Origin of the sequence: Paenibacillus dakarensis (assembly GCF_001373415.1) — a bacterium.
GTDB classification, from domain to species: Bacteria; Bacillota; Bacilli; order Paenibacillales; family Paenibacillaceae; genus Paenibacillus_AQ; species Paenibacillus_AQ dakarensis.
Genome location: NZ_CDSE01000045.1, coordinates 1 through 17,733, shown reverse-complemented (window position 1 = coordinate 17,733; position 17,733 = coordinate 1). Strand labels below are relative to the sequence as shown.

Annotated in this window: 12 protein-coding genes; 10 read left to right on the top strand and 2 right to left on the bottom strand. The window is 42.5% G+C overall.

Annotated features, from left to right (window positions below; translation table 11 throughout):
• The 3 genes from BN1234_RS12965 to BN1234_RS12955 form a co-directional block, all read left to right on the top strand.
• Nucleotides 1–306: ABC transporter permease subunit (locus BN1234_RS12965; RefSeq protein WP_442417710.1), on the top strand; the 306-nt coding region annotated here is incomplete at its 5' end.
• 15 nt (nucleotides 307–321) lie between these two features.
• The gene (locus tag BN1234_RS12960) at nucleotides 322–1,260 is read left to right on the top strand and encodes a nucleoside hydrolase (protein ID WP_054957090.1); all 939 of its coding nucleotides are present in this window, start codon (nucleotides 322–324) and stop codon (nucleotides 1,258–1,260) included.
• 25 nt (nucleotides 1,261–1,285) lie between these two features.
• Nucleotides 1,286–2,677 carry an ADP-ribosylglycohydrolase family protein gene (locus BN1234_RS12955; RefSeq protein WP_054957089.1) on the top strand — a complete coding sequence of 464 codons (1,392 nt, stop codon included), beginning with the start codon at nucleotides 1,286–1,288 and terminating at the stop codon, nucleotides 2,675–2,677.
• A gap of 61 nt (nucleotides 2,678–2,738) precedes the next feature.
• On the opposite strand, the gene BN1234_RS12950 is transcribed toward BN1234_RS12955, so the two are convergent.
• Both BN1234_RS12950 and BN1234_RS12945 read right to left on the bottom strand, forming a co-directional pair.
• Nucleotides 2,739–3,845 (bottom strand): flavin monoamine oxidase family protein, encoded by a 1,107-nt coding sequence (locus BN1234_RS12950; RefSeq protein WP_054957088.1) that lies wholly within the window; start codon nucleotides 3,843–3,845, stop codon nucleotides 2,739–2,741.
• 23 nt (nucleotides 3,846–3,868) lie between these two features.
• Nucleotides 3,869–4,444 carry a TetR/AcrR family transcriptional regulator gene (locus BN1234_RS12945; protein WP_054957087.1) on the bottom strand — a complete coding sequence of 192 codons (576 nt, stop codon included), beginning with the start codon at nucleotides 4,442–4,444 and terminating at the stop codon, nucleotides 3,869–3,871.
• Between the two features lie 420 nt (nucleotides 4,445–4,864).
• Here BN1234_RS12945 and BN1234_RS12940 point away from each other — a divergent pair, with 420 nt between their 5' ends.
• The 7 genes from BN1234_RS12940 to BN1234_RS12910 form a co-directional block, all read left to right on the top strand.
• Nucleotides 4,865–6,334, top strand: coding sequence for a type I restriction-modification system subunit M (locus BN1234_RS12940; RefSeq protein ID WP_054957086.1), 1,470 nt, complete (start codon nucleotides 4,865–4,867; stop codon nucleotides 6,332–6,334).
• Entirely contained in the window at nucleotides 6,327–7,523 is a 1,197-nt protein-coding gene (locus tag BN1234_RS12935) for a restriction endonuclease subunit S (protein WP_054957085.1), read from the top strand. Before BN1234_RS12940 ends, BN1234_RS12935 begins: the two co-directional genes overlap by 8 nt.
• 30 nt (nucleotides 7,524–7,553) lie before the next feature.
• Complete coding sequence (locus BN1234_RS12930) at nucleotides 7,554–10,907, top strand: DEAD/DEAH box helicase family protein (RefSeq protein WP_054957084.1); 3,354 nt, start codon at nucleotides 7,554–7,556, stop codon at nucleotides 10,905–10,907.
• Between the two features lie 363 nt (nucleotides 10,908–11,270).
• Entirely contained in the window at nucleotides 11,271–12,977 is a 1,707-nt protein-coding gene (locus BN1234_RS12925) for a DNA cytosine methyltransferase (protein WP_054957083.1), read from the top strand.
• A 149-nt stretch (nucleotides 12,978–13,126) separates the two neighbouring features.
• On the top strand, nucleotides 13,127–14,602 hold the full coding sequence (locus tag BN1234_RS12920) for an ATP-binding protein (protein ID WP_054957082.1): 1,476 nt from the start codon (nucleotides 13,127–13,129) through the stop codon (nucleotides 14,600–14,602).
• Nucleotides 14,595–17,240 (top strand): Z1 domain-containing protein, encoded by a 2,646-nt coding sequence (locus BN1234_RS12915; protein ID WP_054957081.1) that lies wholly within the window; start codon nucleotides 14,595–14,597, stop codon nucleotides 17,238–17,240. Before BN1234_RS12920 ends, BN1234_RS12915 begins: the two co-directional genes overlap by 8 nt.
• A gap of 31 nt (nucleotides 17,241–17,271) precedes the next feature.
• Nucleotides 17,272–17,733 (top strand): PD-(D/E)XK motif protein (locus BN1234_RS12910; RefSeq protein ID WP_156337211.1); only part of this gene is annotated, 462 nt, incomplete at its 3' end.

Here is a 17,733-nt window from a genome sequence, read left to right as displayed (position 1 = left end):
GTATTCGCCGGACTGGCGGGTGCATACATGTCTAACGGCCTGACCAATATGTTCGTTAAAGACATGACAGGAGGAACGGGATTCCTTGCTCTGGCTGTTGTTCTTCTGGGTAACCGCAACCCGCTTGGCATTCTGTTCGGCTCTCTTATCTTTGGTCTTGCCAGCGCGCTGGCCACGATCGTACAGACCGTTCCGGGAGCACAGATTCCAAGCCAGTTCATCCAGATGATTCCGTATATTGTAACGATTGCAGCCCTCGTATTTTTCGCTATGAGACAAAAGAGAAGACAGACTACACTGACATAAGGGAGACAACACACGATGGGAAAAACAGAAGCCAGAAAGATTATTATTGACTGCGATCCGGGACATGATGACGCCATTGCGATCCTGCTGGCAGGAGCGAACTCAGGGATTGAACTGGTGGGTATCACAACCGTGGCTGGCAATGCAGAGGTTGAGAAAACAACTGTCAATGCGCTAAAGGTATGTGAAATCGCGGGGCTGCTGGATACGCCAGTCGCAAAAGGCTCATCCCAGCCGCTCGTTCGCAAAAGAGAGACGGCTGCGGACATTCACGGGGACAGCGGAATGGACGGCCCGACCCTGCCTTCTCCAACGAAGACAATCGCAGCTGAGCATGCGGTGGACTTCATTATTGAGCAGCTTCTTGCGTCAGACGGAGATATTACGCTTGTTCCGGTAGGACCGCTGACGAACATCGCCATGGCTATGCGTAAGGAACCGTTGATTGTGCCTAAAATCCGCGAAATCGTTCTGATGGGCGGGGGCACCTTCGGCAACTGGACGCCTGCGGCAGAATTTAACATTTTCGTCGATGCCGAAGCTGCCAAGGTCGTCTTCGAGAGCGGCGTGCCGCTGACCATGTTTGGCCTCGATTTGACGCATAAAGCGCAGGCAACGCCGGAAATCCAGGAAAGAATCAGGAAGATCGGCAATCCGGTTTCCGATTTCGTGGGGGAGTTGCTTCAGTTCTTTATGCACACGTACAAAGAAGTGTTCGGTTTCGATGGCGCACCGGTTCACGACGCATGCTGCGTCATGTACTGCATTGATCCATCCATCTTTACCTGCCGTAAACTGCATGTGGATATCGAGACCAAAGGTGAATACAGCTATGGTATGACGGTAGTCGACATGCTTGGCGTAACGGGCAAGGAGCCGAATGTGAACGTAGCGCTCGACCTGGATCAGGACAAGTTCTGGGATCTGATGGTGGACACATTGTCAGCTTACTAAATTCATAAATGTGGGGGTATATGCTATGAAAGCATGGGAACAAGCATACCGGTTGATGCAGGAAGCGAGTCCGGTCGTACTGGGCGAGGAAGAACAGACATGGCTTGCGATGAATGAAGTGGAGAAGTTTTTTGATACGAATCTCAAGATGTTCTGGCACAGCAATGTTCCAGGCTCCGGAGCACCCGAGATGCTGGCTGTCGCGGCCGTGCAATCGATGCATAATATGGGGTATAAAACCGACCATCTGCTTGACCTGCTGAAGGCGGGGGAAGCGGCGTACGATATGGACGACATGCCGGAGCTTCAACGGATTACCGCACGTTTAATGAACGAGCTGTCCCGTCTGCCTAAGGAAGAAGGAGCCGCGTATTGGAGCTATCAGGCATACGATTCATGGGAAGCATACGAAGCGAAGGCGGTACTTCCTTCTTATGATGCATACGATGTACAAGCGGATGATTTCGCATCCCGCATCCATGCAGGATGGGTTGCCCAGATCGTCGGCGGTGCTCTTGGTACAGCAATCGAAGGTTATACTTCGCAGAAGTTGCAGGAGAAATTCGGAGAAATCCGGGGTTATGTGCGCACTCCGAATACATATAACGATGATATTACATTCGAGATTGCTTTCCTGAACGCATTCGATAAAAGCGGTTATGAGGTATCATCTGCTGCAATCGCCGAGGAGTGGGTAGCGCTCGTTCCGAGCGGTTGGTCAGCCGAGGATATCGCCATTAAGAATATCAAGAGCGGCGTCTATCCGCCGGAAAGCGGATATTTCAACAACCCGTACCGGGAGTGGATCGGTGCTCAGATGCGCGGCGCGATCTGCGGCATGGTTGCTCCGGGCAATCCTAAGGAAGCGGCACATCTGGCCTGGAAGGATGCGGTTGTCTCGCATGCCAACAATGGGGTACTGGGGGAAATCTTCAACGCGGTGCTCGTATCGCTTGCCTTCGTCGAGAAGGACATCCGTAAAATCGTTGAGCTGTCGGTAGACGCAATCCCGGCGGACAGCGAATATTACGATATCGTATCGACTGCCCTTGCATGGTGCCGTCAGCATGACGACTGGCGTGAGACGTGGAAGCTGTGCGAGGAGCGGTTCAAGGAATTCAACTGGATTCACGCCTACCCGAACGCAATGGCTGAAGTGGTGGCGCTGTGGTACGGCAACGGTGACTTCGACGAGACACTGCACATCATCGCCATGGTTGGCCAGGACGTCGACTGCAATGCAGCGCAGATCGTTACCGCGCTCGGTATCATGAACGGTCTCTCATCTATCGGCAGCAAGTGGACTGAGCCGATTGGAGAATATCTGCATACGTATTTACGCGTGATGAAGAAAATGCAAATCTCCGAGCTGTCCGATTGGACGGTTAACGCAGTACGCAAGCATCAGAACGGTTAATAATGAAGACGGCAATCGCAGACTTATCTGTGATTGCCGTTTTTTTTAATGCGGATAGCCATCAAGACTCGTTGTTTAAATTAATGATTTTAAAAGCTGCCTGTTCAGCTGACTGGAGTGCACCTTCAAGATGTCCGCCATATTGTGAATTAGTCTCTGTACCAGCAAAAATAATTTTCTTTTCCCAAACCCCTGCTTGCGGTGGTTGACCATAGCTCGGATAATCTCTAAGCGGATCCAAGTCCTCCTCAACCGCCGTTTCGGAATCACTGGACCAATCCTTGTATAGGATTCCACTTACGTGTTGGGCGGAAGTTCCAAAGAGCCTAACCAATTGGTCGATAACCAATTTGATAACTTTATCCTCGCCCAGTTCTTGGCGCATTTTTGCCGGCATTGCGAAGAAACCGAATAATGCACCAGAGCCTGTTGCAGGAGAAGTATCATGGATTTCTTGCAAAGGCCCAACCCGGCTCGATACGAATCCAGAGAGTCCTGATTCTCTCCAAAAGGGACGTTCGTAGATTGCAACTGCCTTAGCCTGTCCTGCCATCCACGTAGGTTTACTTACAAGATCAGTAATAAGATGGGGAGGCAGCGAAGGAGAGAATTCAATATGTCGCACCACCATCCGAGGCGGCAACGCTAGGATAACAGCACTGGCATAAACTTTTGTTCTCTTTCCGTCTGCAAGGTCTGCTTCAACCGTGATCGCACCGGCTTCATCAAGTCGAATTGCTGTAACTCGCGTTTCAAGCTCGACTGTCCCTGAGGGAATAGTATTTGCTACCGCATCAACAAGAGACTGCGTACCTTCTATAAATCGCATCGACCTTTCAATAGAATTTTCAGGCAGTACATGACGCTCTGGAGGTTCGTTCTGAAATCGTTCAAATAGCATTGCTCCTTCTGTGTACTGGACGAAAGTTCCTAAATCTAATTCTTTAACAAGATTGGTGATTGTGCTCTCATACTGCGGCCAGAACCATGACGGCCCCAGGTCAAATTTACCTAAGTCAGGCCTGTTTGGATCAGAAGTGCTCAATACTCTACCGCCAATCCTATCTCTAGCCTCTAGAACCTTACATTTGATGCCCTGTGCAGTAAGCAGAGACGCAGCTCGCAAGCCACTTAAACCAGCACCAACATTGACTACAGGATGCTTCATATTCATTCCTCCTCCAGCCTTGGTTATGGTTTTAGTTTCTTTATCAGATTTTGAACCATCATGTCATAATGTTGAAGGTCCCCTGAAGATCTAGCTAACAGTTGAGCGCCTTGTACAAATGCCATTATGATCCGCGATTGTTCCCTTGAACTAATCTGATAATCCAGTATTCCAGATTCTTTGCCTTCTTTTAATACTTTTTCAATCCAGTTTTCATTATCCCTAAAGAAACCATTGATTTCATTTCGAATTTCTGTCGAGAATGAAACGAGTTCAGCTGCCATCATAGAGCATAGGCAAAGCTTAGAATCATTAGCAATTGTTTCACGATATTGTTGAAAAAAACGAAAAAGCTTTTCCTCTGAGTTCATTGATAATTGTTCAATCTGATCAAGTTCATTTAAAAATTCTTTACGATATCTATGAAGAATTGCCTGAACAAGATCCTGTTTAGCAGGAAAGTAATAATGGATGCTTGCTTTTTTAATACCGATTCTTTGGGCAATATCCGCATAACTGAATGCATTATAACCGCGTTCTTGTATAAGATTTTGTCCTGTATCCATAATAAGTTGCCTAGTGTCGTTATTGTTTCTCATACACTCATCCTTCTATCAAAAAAAACATTCTTATGGTTTATATTCTATCTACCAGTAGGTAGAATGCAAACCGTAACTCACGGCCACATGTAAAATCATAAAAAAGATGACCCTGTGCAATACGCAATACAGGAATCATCTTTTGAGTGGGGCTTAACTTTTTCACTGACAGGGCGGATTGATTCGTAGTTAACACCATGAGCTTCGCTTGCTGCAGCTGATGAGAACTCAGATATTTAGTTACCGTATATTAACATGACCAGGGTGAGGGAGGGAAGAAGGGTTTATTAGTTTAGTAGTACAAAAACTCTCAAGTGCCTGAGATTTTAAGTTAGAAGCCTGTGTTTTATGCAATTTAACGTTATAATATAATCATGTAATACTAGGTTGAAAGAACTACACATATAAGAGGAGCTAATCATGTTAACAGGAGAAGTACGGAATAAAATCGACAAAATATGGTCCGATATGTGGGCAGGGGGAATCAGCAACCCGCTCACTGTAATAGAACAGCTTACTTACTTGATGTTTATCCGTTCATTGGATGAAAAGGATCTGGAAAATGAAATGACCGAAGCGCTCACAGGTGAGACGATGCCTAAGGTCTTTCCTATAGACGAAGAAGGACAAAGCATGCGCTGGAGCAGGTTTAAGACCAAGGATCCGCGCGAAATTTTTGAAATCGTGGGAACTAAAGTATTCCCCTTCATTAAGAATTTGAACGGAGCAAATGAATCCGCGTTTTCTCGGTATATGCAGGACGCGATGTTCCTTGTACCGACGCCTCAAGTGCTGCAGAAGATCATCACAGGCCTGGATGAGCTCTATGAACATGACATCAAGGATTTGGACATGCAGGGTGACCTGTACGAGTATATGCTCGGCAAGCTGGCCACCTCGGGCCAGAACGGACAGTTCAGAACACCTAAGCATATTCGGGATATGATGGTCCGGCTCCTCGCTCCAACGCCCGATGATAAAATATGCGATCCGGCATGCGGAACAGCGGGTTTCCTCATCTCCTCAGCAGAATATATTCGCGAGAAATACGAAGCCGAGATGACAAGCGAGCAGTGGGAGCATTTTGCCGGTGATATGTTTAACGGATTTGACACTGACCGCACCATGCTGCGGTTGTCTGCCATGAACCTTATGCTGCACTCCATCAACCAGCCGAATATCGATTACGTAGACAGTGTGTCCAAGCAAAACGAAACGATTTCCGAATACGATATTGTACTGGCGAATCCTCCGTTTACAGGCACCGTAGATGCGGAGAGCATTCATGATAACCTGAAGACGATCTGCAATACGAAGAAGACGGAGCTTCTGTTCGTGGCCCTGTTCTTGAGAATTCTGCAAAAAGGCGGCCGCTGCGCTTGTATTGTACCGGATGGCGTATTGTTCGGAACGACGAAAGCCCATAAATCTCTCCGCAAAGAGCTTGTCGAGAACCAGCAGCTTCAAGCGGTGATCTCGTTGCCGAGCGGTGTATTCCGGCCTTATGCCGGTGTTAGTACAGCCATTTTGATATTCACGAAAACCGATGCAGGCGGTACCGACAATGTATGGTTCTACGACATGCAGGCGGACGGCTTCTCCCTGGATGATAAGCGTTCTCCGATTGAAGCGAGTGATATTCCGGATATCCTGAACCGATTCCATCACCTCGATGCTGAAGCTGACCGCAAACCAACGGACCAGAGCTTCCTGGTGGATAAGTCCGCGATTGTCGCGAACGATTATGACCTCTCAATTAACCGCTATAAAGAGGTTGTGTATGAGAAGGTAGAGTACGACGCTCCCGCAGTTATTATGAACCGACTGGATGAACTAAACCTCAGCATCGTCTCCAAAATGGAGGAGTTAAGGGGGCTTATCGGTGAGTAAGTGGGAGATGGTTAGGTTGGGAGAAGTATTTAGTTTGATCAGAAATGGTGCAAGCATCAAGCAGGGGATTGTGGATGGAGGATATCCAATCACCCGTATTGAAACCATCGCAAACAGTGAAGTCGATAGAAATAGAATGGGATATGCGGGTATACAAGATATAACTAAATACGAAAGTTATGTACTGCAAACGGGAGATATATTAATGTCTCACATTAACAGCGAGAAACATCTAGGTAAGACTGCAATATATGAGAAGCAAAATGATGAGATCATTATACATGGTATGAATTTGCTGTGCTTGAGGCCCGTTGCACATTTGCTGAATTACCGTTATGGCCATTATTATTTCAGGTCACAACGATTCAAAAGGATGATACCAGGGATCACCAAGAAGTCTGTTAACCAAGCCAGTTTTACGGTAACAGCACTTAAAAATTTGGAGATTCCACTTCCTCCATTAGAGGTACAACAACAAATGGTTTCAACCTTGGATGCTGCCTTTGAACTGCTCAAATTGCGTAAACAGCAGCTTGCCGAGCTGGATGTATTGATTAAATCTGTCTTTTATGAAATGTTTGGGGATCCGGTTACCAACGAGAAAGAGTGGATCAAGTATCCTTTATCAGAGGTTGTCTCTATTAATCCGAGAAAGACAGAGCTGGATTCGGTAGATGACAATCTCGAAGTGTCTTTTGTGGGAATGGCTGATGTATCTAGCGACGGAGTAGTTGAAGTATCAAATATAAAGAAATATCAGCAAGTAAAAAAAGGCTTCACTTACTTTTATGAGAATGATGTTCTTTTCGCAAAGATAACTCCCTGTATGGAGAATGGTAAGGGCGGGATAGCTAAAAATTTAATGAATTCAATTGGTTTTGGATCGACAGAATTTCATGTATTAAGACCAATTGATAACTTATCGAATAGCGAGTGGATTTACCATCTAACTTCCCTAACAGATTTTCGTATAATAGCGGAGAAAAATATGACTGGCAGCGCAGGCCAAAAAAGAGTGCCGACCAACTTTTTTAGTAAATTTATGGTTCCTCTTCCCCCGTTTGAGCTCCAAAACCAATTCGCCGGCATCGTCACAAAAATCGAGGAGCAGAAGGCCCAGGTCAAACAAGCCATCGACGAAACGCAGCAGCTGTTTGACAGCTTGATGAGCCGGAATTTTGACAACTAACCTATTTCAAGGCAGATGAGAGGTGAGAAGATGCCTGCCAATTTCGAGTTTCTGCAAGACCAACCGGAATATAAATTGTTTGCCAGCGCTTGTATCGAAGCTGAACGTGTATTGTCCACCTCTCCCGCCATGGCGGCGGTGGGCAGCCGCAAGGCTTTTGAACTGGCTGTTAAGTGGGTTTATTCAGCAGATAATACCATAGTGATGCCGTATAAGGATAATTTGCAGTCGCTTATTCACGAGCCGTCCTTCCGGTTTGCGATGGAGCCTCAGACATGGGGGAAACTGCCCTATATCATCAAGCTTGGCAATCTGGCAGTACATACAGACCGTTCGATCAATCGAAGCGATGCGATGCTGTCTCTTGCGTCTTTATTTGAATTCGTCCAGTGGATTGATTACTGTTACGGTACGAATTACGAGGAACGGACTTTTCATGAAGAACGAATTCCAGACGAGAAAGTCATACTGGATCAAGCGAGAATTAAAGAGAAGGATAGCCTGATCGAGCAGAAGGATTCTGAAATTGAATCCCTGCGTGCTCAAATCGCTGCAATGAGCGACCGCCTGACCGCCGAGAAGTCCGTTCATAAAGAAGAGCGGCAGTTTACACCGGAGGATATCAGCGAGTTCAAGACCCGGAAGAAGTATATCGATGTGGATCTGAAGCTTCTCGGATGGGTCTTCGGTGAGGACGTGAAAGAGGAAGTTGAGCTTCAAGGCATGCCGAACTCAGAGCACAAGGGGTACGCCGATTATGTCTTGTATGGAAAAGATGGTTTGCCCCTAGCTGTTATCGAGGCCAAGCGCACCTCCAGAGATCCCAAGATCGGGGCGCAGCAGGCGAAGCTGTATGCGGATTGCCTCGAGCGTTCCACCGGACGGCGGCCGATGATGTTTATGACGAACGGTTTTGAGACGCATCTGTGGGATGATCTGTCGGCACCGCAGCGTAAAGTGAGCGGCATCTTCTCGAAGTCCGATCTCGAGAAGCTGATGAACCGCAGAACCGAGCGCAAGCCGCTCGGCCAGATCCCGATTGATGATCGCATTACCGATCGATATTACCAGAAGGAAGCGATCCGGTCCGTAGGCGACAGCATTCAGATGGGACACCGCAAAGCCTTGCTTGTGATGGCAACCGGAACAGGCAAGACCCGAACGGCTTCCAGTCTGACAGATGTGCTGTCCCGGGGCGGATATGTGACGAATGTGCTGTTTCTGGCAGACCGTACGGCGCTCGTGACACAGGCTAAGAACGACTTCAAGAATTACCTGCCGGATTTGTCGCTCTGCAACCTGCTTAGCAGTAAGGATAACAAGTCCGCCCGGGTTGTATTTTCCACTTATCCTACGATGCTGAATGCCATTGATGACGTGAAGAACGCGGATGGCAAGAGGTTGTTTACGCCCGCTCACTTTGACCTCATTATCGTGGATGAGGCGCACCGGAGTATTTTTAAGAAGTACCGGGTGATTTTTGAATACTTTGATGCCATTGTTGTCGGCCTTACCGCAACACCGAAAATGGAGGTAGACCGGAATACGTATGATTTCTTCGAGCTGGAAAGTGGGGTTCCTACCTATGCCTATCCATATGAAACGGCCGTGGAAGTAGATCATGTACTTGTTCCTTACCATAACATTGAGGTGACAACGAAGTTTCTGGAGGAAGGCATCAGTTACGATGAGCTTTCGGATGAAGATAAACAGCGGTATGAGGAAGATTTTACGGATGAAGATGGAGAGATGCCGGAGCGGGTTCCTTCACCTGCGGTGAATGAGTTTATTTTTAACCAGTCCACCGTCGATATGGTGCTTGAGGATTTGATGACCAAGGGACTGAAGGTTGCAGGCGGGGACCGCCTTGGCAAAACGATTATTTTCGCGCAAAATAAACGCCATGCCCAGTATATCGTGGATCGGTTTAACGCCTTGTATCCGCAATATAAAGGTAGCTTTGCCAAACGGATTGTGTCTGAAGATGCTTATGCCCAGTCGATCATCGACGAGTTTAAGGTACCGGAGAAGGAACCGCATATTGCGGTTTCCGTGGATATGCTGGATACCGGGATCGACGTTCCGGAAATTCTCAACCTTGTATTTTTCAAAAGAATCCGGTCCAAGACGAAGTTCTGGCAGATGATTGGCCGGGGAACAAGGCTGCGTAAGAACCTGTTCGGCGAAGGACAGGATAAGACGGGGTTTGTGATTTTTGATTATTTGGGGAACTTTGAATTTTTCCGTCAGCATCAGGAAGGCATTGCCGGTAATGAGGCCAAGAGCTTGAGCGAGACGATTTTTTCTAAACGAATAAGCCTGATCTACCATTTGCAAGACGCTGCATACGCGGAAGAGGAGATTCAAGCCATTCGTCAAGAGATGGTGGACACGGTGGCCAAGCAAATTCAGATGCTGAATACCGAGCTGGTGTCCGTTAAGCTGAAGCTGCAGTATATCGAGAAGTACAAGCAGGCAGAGGCTTTTGTATATCTTTCGGATGCGAACAAGCTGGAGCTGAATCAGCATCTGGCACCGCTTGTGTATATGGACGAGACGGATGAGCATGCCAAGCGCTTTGATAATCTGATGTACGGACTTATGCTCGCTCATATCGAGAAGTCACCTCAATTAAAGAAGTTTAAGAACCAACTGACGGATATCAGCATGCGGCTTTCCAAGCGCGCCACCATTCCGCAGATCAAGGATAAGCTTCACTTCATTCGGCGGATAGCGGCTGAAGAATTCTGGGAAACAGCAGACCTGGTCACTTTTGAACAGCTGAGGGTTGAATTGCGATCCCTAATGAAGTTCCTGGTGGATGAGAGTACGAAACAAGGAATCATCTATACGAATCTTAAAGACGAAGTGACAGGGATCAGCGAAGGCGTGGAAATGAACCAGGCGTATAATTTCGATAACTACAAGCTGAAGGTGAACCGGTATATTGAGCAGAACAGGGACAGCATGGCGATTCACAAGCTTAGAAACAACATCCCGCTGACCTCCCTCGACTATAAGAGTCTGGAAAATATATTTACAGGCGAGCTCGGAACGGCTGAGGATTATAAGCGAGAATTTCAGGATACCCCATTCGGCCTGCTTGTTCGTAAGGTTGCCAAGCTGGACCATGAAGCGGCGATGAATGCCTTCTCGGAGTTCATCAACGACCAGTCACTGAACCAGATGCAAATCGTCTTTGTGAAAAAGGTGATTGAGTACATCACCCAGAACGGATACATCGATCATATCAGCGATCTATTGAAGCCGCCGTTCGATAAACCGCAAAGCTTCATTAAACTGTTCGACGGTGCTAGGCAGAAGAAGCTGGTGGAGGCTGTGAACAGGGTTAAAGAGAATGCGGTGCGGGTTACGGGGGCTTAGGGGTTGGTGTATTGTGTTTGAATACATTTAAGCCGCTTTTATTTATATCCCAGCTTATGATTATGGTAGGTTATAACGAATAGTTAAGACTGGGATTTTTAGAACTTTTGATAAAATAGTAAAGAGGGCTATCTGAAGATAATCTTATAAGTAATAGTAATTGAATGTATAGGGAAGCTCACGTATAATGATGGACGGAGCTTCCGGAGATATGCTCTCGTAAGGAAGCTCTCTTTGTTGTTGGTGAAGAGCAACCAAAATCATAAATTGCATAATAGCTAGTCAATTTTTCTTGAAAATAATTATTAGAGATGATAAGCTGCTATATAAGGAACGAATGTTCGTGATTAAGGGGCGGAGAAGATGAGTAATAAAAAACTTTTAGCAGTTGACTTATTCTCTGGAGCAGGAGGTTTGAGTTTAGGTTTTTTGCAAACCGGACAGGTAGAGATTGCAGCTGCGGTAGAAAACAACAAATCTGCTCAAAAAACATATAAAAGGAATCATGAAAGGTTTGAGAGACAGAGCTGTCATAAAATTAAATATTTTGACGACATAAGAAAAATAGACTTTAAAGAACAAATAATTAAGGATTTTAAAAATATTGATCTGGTATTTGGAGGGCCCCCTTGTCAGGGATTTTCAAATGCTAATAGGCAAAAAACAGAACTTATATCATCGAATAACCAACTTGTAAAAGAATATGTTAGGGCAATTGAGGAAATAGCACCAAAAGCGTTTGTTATGGAAAATGTTAAGGCAATGAGTTCATCAAAACATAAATTCTTTTACTCAAAAAGTGATCATCAGGAAGTCGTGAATGAATTACAGCTTTCTCTGAATCCAGAAAAGATTATCTTGGGTAAAACAACTGCATTAACAGATAGACTGATTCCTTTTTTGAAAAATTCACTTGATACTCGAGAATTTTCAAAATATATATTACATGATAAAAGGTTATTTTCAAAGATTAGTCATATAAGCCGAAAAGAAAAAGAAGCCGATTTATATCTAGCAAAGGCAGAAAAGGGTTTGCAGAGGTACTTTACTGATTGGGAGCAACAACATGACGTATATTGGGATGATAGTTATAAAGATGAATGGGTTAAGGTTGGAGAGTATCTTAGTGCGCTAGAGCACAATGATTCATCAAAAGAATCTCTATTCAAAAGTTTAATGGAGATAATTGAAATTCAAAAAATATTAATGAGAATGAACGAAATTACTGCTAATAATATTGAAATATCAGATATTTTGTTTGATAATAAATATTTATATATTGAAGCAAAAACGTATAGTGTGTTGGATTATTTGACCTCAAAATTCAAAAAGCTTGGTTATGCAATTAATGAGGAACATATATTAAATTCTGCAAACTTTGGGGCCCCGCAACTTCGGGAGCGTTTATTAATAATTGGTGTAAAAAAAGAATTTGTTGCAGATACACAAGTAGAATTACCACCACCTATTATTAAAGAACCAAGTCATTTTTACACAGTAAAAGATGCAATTGAAGACCTTGAAGATATGGTCCCATTTACTTCTATTGGGGATGGAACTTCTATTTTAAAACAATCTAAAAAAAATAATAACCCTTTGCTAGAATATTTGAATGGAAATACCGACAGTATTGAAAACCATGTAATGACTGAAACAACAGAGACGGCTTTATCTAGATTTAAAGTTTTAGAACCAGGACAAAATTTTCATCACTTAGACGAAACCTATAAACAAACATATTCAAATCCGAATAGAACACAAAATACTGTTTATCTGAGACTTAACTATAACATGCCATCAGGTACAGTATTAAATGTTAGAAAGTCTATGTGGATTCATCCAAGCAAGAACCGAGCCATTAGTATAAGAGAGGCGGCTAGGCTTCAAACATTTCCTGATGATTTTATTTTTGAGGGATCGAAAGATTCTCAATATCAACAAATAGGCAATGCTGTTCCACCTCTATTAGGTAGGGCGGTGGCTGAACAAGTATTAAAGTATCTAAATCATCCAGTAGAAAATGCTTTAGAGAAAGTTATAAAGCCCTTAAATATAAGCCTTTCAAGGTGAATGTAAGAGTCTGCTCATTAAATGAGTAGACTCTTTTTACAGTTGGCATTATAAAATATAATTCTATGATAGATAATAATGTATTATATAAAATAGGAAGAACAGCTCTAGACATCACATTATAGCTTATTATTTGAGGGAGTTTATATATGAATACAATTGTAACCCAACCTTCTGCAGCACCCGTAATTCAAGCCCTGCGTTCACTGGGATATAGTGCTGGAACAGCAGTAGCAGATTTAATTGATAACAGCCTTGATGCAAAAGCGACTATAGTGGAAATTGAATTTAAGTACTTCGAGCACGATGGAGCAATAATTATAAAAGATAATGGTCATGGAATGAATGAGGAAGAACTTCAATCTGCTATGAATATTGGTTCTAAAGATCCGAGATTTAAAAGACGACCTGATGAATTGGGTAGATTTGGTATGGGTCTTAAGACGGCATCATTTTCGTTAGGTAAAAGGTTGAGTGTTGTTACTAAGTATAACGGACTGTATTCACAGAGATGTTGGGATTTAGATTATGTTTCCCAATGCAATGAGTGGCGGCTCTTCACAGAGGTTCCTGATGATATAAGGGAGCTCGTTGGAGAAATAGAGGGGGAAAGTGGGACTGTCATTTGTATAGATAAACTTGATCGTTTTATGAGGGCAGGTACTGAGAATCCTTTACAAGAAAACAGCGTTTTTGCTAAAGTTCGTCGTGTGCATCATCATTTAGAATTTGTATTTCACTCAATTATTGAAAATAAAAATGTGCGAATCTATTTAAATAATAATGAACTGGTTTCCTGGGATCCATTTATGATTACTCATCCCTCTACTGTCGAAGGAGAGACGCAGATTTTAAATATAAACGGCAACAAAATAAAAATAAAATATTATATACTTCCACATGCCTCATATTTAACTGAGGAGGAATATAAAATTGCAGGAGGTATAAGAGGATGGCGAGACCATCAGGGCTATTATATATATCGTGAGAATAGGTTGCTGCATTTCGGAGATTGGTTGGGAATGTTTCAAAAGGATAGTTCATCTCAGCTAGCAAGAGTGCGGGTTGATCTACCCAATAGTGCTGATGATGATTGGCAAGTAGATATAAAAAAATCAGCAGTCATACCTCCTGATAATGCAAGAGATAGGCTTGAATCAATTGCAAAATTTGTTCGGAAAATTTCCCGCGATGTCTTTTACTACCGGACTCAAGGATCTCACCTTAATCATAATTTTAAAGGAAGTCTTAATACATGGGAATTATCAGGAAGTGATGAAGGGCAACAGTTTATACTAAATAGAAATCATCCTATTCTATCTGAAATTCATAACAGAATAGATAATGAAACTTCTAAGCTGCTGAACTTGTATTTAAAATTTGTCCAGTTAGGATCGCCAAGTAACATAATCGATTCTCCTAAAGCAGAAGAAGAATCACTTCAAATGGTATCCGATGCTGTGAAAGAATTAGTAATTCAGTTTGCTTCTACCCTAATTAATCTTAAGGTAGTACAAAATATGCAGCAATTGTTAGATGCACTTATAACACAACCTGCATTTGATAGTTTAAATCGCAAAACATTGAAATCGATTATAGAAGAGGCGAATATTTCACATGAATGACGCAAGAAAACTATTTGAACAAACCTTTGCAACTAATTATATGAATTTCAAATCCATCTTTCCTAGCCAAGAAAACGCTGCAGAGCGAGCGTTAGAATTTGCAAAGCTCGTCATTCAGGGGGAAAATATTGAAAAGGATCTAATTGAAGAGTGGTCGTTTGAAATGTATAGGAAGTATAATGTTGGATTTGAAATCATAAAAACACCTGTACTACGTTCAGAAGAAGAGGAGGACTGGTACAGTCCAAAATTATTAGTAGGCGCTTTTTTTTGGACACGTTATAGAGACTATCTAATTCGAGTTAAGAATTGGAGTCAAGATGCAGTTGCCTCTATTGATGATTCCACAAATGAAATTATGCGGTCTTTGGGTAACCCAGAGGATATTAACCCTTTTGACAAGCGAGGACTTGTTTTGGGATATGTGCAGTCGGGAAAGACTGCTAACTTTACAGGGTTAATTAATAAAGCTTTCGATCTTGGATATAAACTGATAATTGTATTTTCTGGTATGCATAATGATCTCCGGGCTCAAACACAACTCAGATTAGAAGAGGAAGTGATTGGGAGCAGAGTCGATAAGTTTGGAAATTCTGTAGGGGTCTCCCAAATACATGCCAATACACCTAATCATATTATTTCTTCCTGGACTACAGTGGAGCGCGATATATCTTCTGAACCAAGTGGAATCTTCAACTTGAATCAAAAAACATTGATGGTTGTTAAAAAGAATAGCATTGTTTTGGAGTCACTCAAAAATCAGCTTGATTACCAGAAAAAATTATTTAAATTAGATATTCCCGTTCTTATAATCGATGATGAAGCCGATCAAGCATCTGTTGATACTTCTAAAGGTGAAGATCCAAAGAAAATAAATAAATTAATACGTCAGATATTAGAGGTGTTTGATAGAAGATGTTACGTAGGTTATACAGCGACGCCTTTTGCGAATTTATTAATTAGTGCAGAGGCCAAGACTGAAGATGAAGGTAAGGATCTTTATCCAAAGGATTTTCTTGTTGGTTTGCCAAAACCTAAGGGATATTGTGGCCCAGAGGAATTTTTTAATGTTGAAGAAGATGCAAATGATACACGTCCAAGTTTAATTCGCCCCTTAAATGAGGCGGATATAGAAGTCTTTACAGGAATTAAGACAAAGGGGGATGCGGATAAATTTGATGAAGTTCCTCCTCAGATGAAAGAGTCAATATTGGCATTTCTTTTAACGATTGCTGTACGAGATCTAAGAGGCCAGCGGAACAAACATAACTCAATGCTTATTCATACCTCCCGTTTTAAAGATGTACAGTCGAGTGTGAAAGATAGTGTTGAACAAGTGTTTGCGGAAATATATTCGCAAATTCAATATAACCAAAATGGCGAGATTGTTAAAGAAATTAGAAATCTCTATGAAAAAGATGTGATACCAACAAGCAAAGAATGGCCTGGTAAGAATCAAGTTTTTTCATGGGAAGAAGTATATCAGGAACTTAGAGAGAGTTCGAAAAAAGTTGAAGTTTTTGAAATCAATGGTAATAGTAAAGATGCTTTAGATTATCATCAGTATAAAGAGGATGGTTTAAATGTAATTGCGGTTGGTGGAGATAAGCTGTCTCGAGGATTAACTCTTGAAGGTCTCAGTGTAACTTATTATTTTAGAAATTCTCTAATGTACGATACCTTAATGCAGATGGGACGCTGGTTTGGTTACAGAAATGGATATATGGATTTGTGTAGAATTTATACTACTACCGAGATTGCCTCAAAGTTTGAACATTTAGCCATTGCTATGATTGAACTTCGCAAAGAATTTGAAAATCTGGCAAAATTAAAAAAGACACCCTTGGAATATGCAATAAAAATGCTGAGTCATCCAACTATGACATTAACTAGCCCGTTAAAGATGAAAAATGCTTCTATAACGAATGTGAATTATAAACAAACCTTGCAGCAGACTCGTATATTTGATAATAAGGAATCCTTCTTTTCTCATAATATGAGAGTGACTGAAAATTTAATAAATGAGTTATCCGGTAAATTCAAGAGAACACGTATTGGGTCGGGAAAAACAGGCTACTATATTGCTCAGGGAATAGATGTTGATAAAGTATTAACATTCCTATCTGATTATAAAACTAGTAATGATGCTGATAAAGTCGATAGTATTAAAATTATAAATTATATTCGGCGGGTTAATGATATTGAAGAGCTTTTAGATTGGACCGTAGTAGTGGTTGAGGGGGATCCAAGCGATAAAAGCGGCCTTCAAAGGTTTCCGGTTCGTATCGGAACATTAGAGGTTAACTCGGCAGTAGTGCGGGGTGTTAATGCGACAGGGACTAGCATTAGGGAACGAGACAAAATTGATATACGTGCCATAGTTGCTTCGCGGCAGGAATTTATAGATCTTGATCAAGATAAAATAAGAAACTTGAAAGACAAACAGGAGATTAGGAGACTGAGACCAAAAAAGAAAGGAATGCTTCTAATTTATCCGCTTCATCCTCAAGTGAAAATATTTCAAAACTTGGGATTTGCATTTAACGAGAACATGGTACCAATAGGAATAGCAATCTCATTTCCGGATTCAGATTTAGATGATTCTAATATTTATGAAGTAAACAAAACTATTAAGTAAGTATTCTCCTATAGTAAGGAAGATGTGCTGAATGCTAAATCTTAAAATTGAATATGAGCAGATGATTAAGGAAATAAACAATCAATCTCACGAGGAAGTATACAAGCTTAAAGTCCTTACAGCAAAAAATCCTATACTTTTTGCAGGTGTAGATGCTTCAAGTATGACTAGGCAACTGTATGTTGATATGGGGGTTGAATCCTGGGAAATAGATCAGCTTAAGACTCTTCCCAAATGGCGAGGATTGTCTATACAAGTAGAGTATTTTGAAAAATTGGCTTTATTGAGAGGGCATTATTTTCTAGTGCTAAGGCAGGAGACTGAACATGGTACTGAAATATTTGAAGTAGTACTGCAGAATGTCGTGGATCATTTGTTGTTAAGAGAGCAGAGTGAATCGATATTTACGGTCATATACAAGGTGTTGGACAGGTGGCGCGTATTTTTTCAAAAAGGCGGTTATCGTAAGCTAACTGATGAACAGCAACGGGGC

What these genes read in the sequence shown, in the direction of transcription:
- BN1234_RS12960 (WP_054957090.1), top strand. Translation starts at nt 322, where the DNA reads ATGGGAAAAACAGAAGCCAGAAAGATTATTATTGACTGCGATCCGGGA.
- BN1234_RS12955 (WP_054957089.1), top strand. Translation starts at nt 1,286, where the DNA reads ATGAAAGCATGGGAACAAGCATACCGGTTGATGCAGGAAGCGAGTCCG.
- BN1234_RS12950 (WP_054957088.1), bottom strand. Translation starts at nt 3,845, where the DNA reads ATGAAGCATCCTGTAGTCAATGTTGGTGCTGGTTTAAGTGGCTTGCGA.
- BN1234_RS12945 (WP_054957087.1), bottom strand. Translation starts at nt 4,444, where the DNA reads ATGAGAAACAATAACGACACTAGGCAACTTATTATGGATACAGGACAA.
- BN1234_RS12940 (WP_054957086.1), top strand. Translation starts at nt 4,865, where the DNA reads ATGTTAACAGGAGAAGTACGGAATAAAATCGACAAAATATGGTCCGAT.
- BN1234_RS12930 (WP_054957084.1), top strand. Translation starts at nt 7,554, where the DNA reads ATGCCTGCCAATTTCGAGTTTCTGCAAGACCAACCGGAATATAAATTG.
- BN1234_RS12925 (WP_054957083.1), top strand. Translation starts at nt 11,271, where the DNA reads ATGAGTAATAAAAAACTTTTAGCAGTTGACTTATTCTCTGGAGCAGGA.
- BN1234_RS12920 (WP_054957082.1), top strand. Translation starts at nt 13,127, where the DNA reads ATGAATACAATTGTAACCCAACCTTCTGCAGCACCCGTAATTCAAGCC.
- BN1234_RS12915 (WP_054957081.1), top strand. Translation starts at nt 14,595, where the DNA reads ATGAATGACGCAAGAAAACTATTTGAACAAACCTTTGCAACTAATTAT.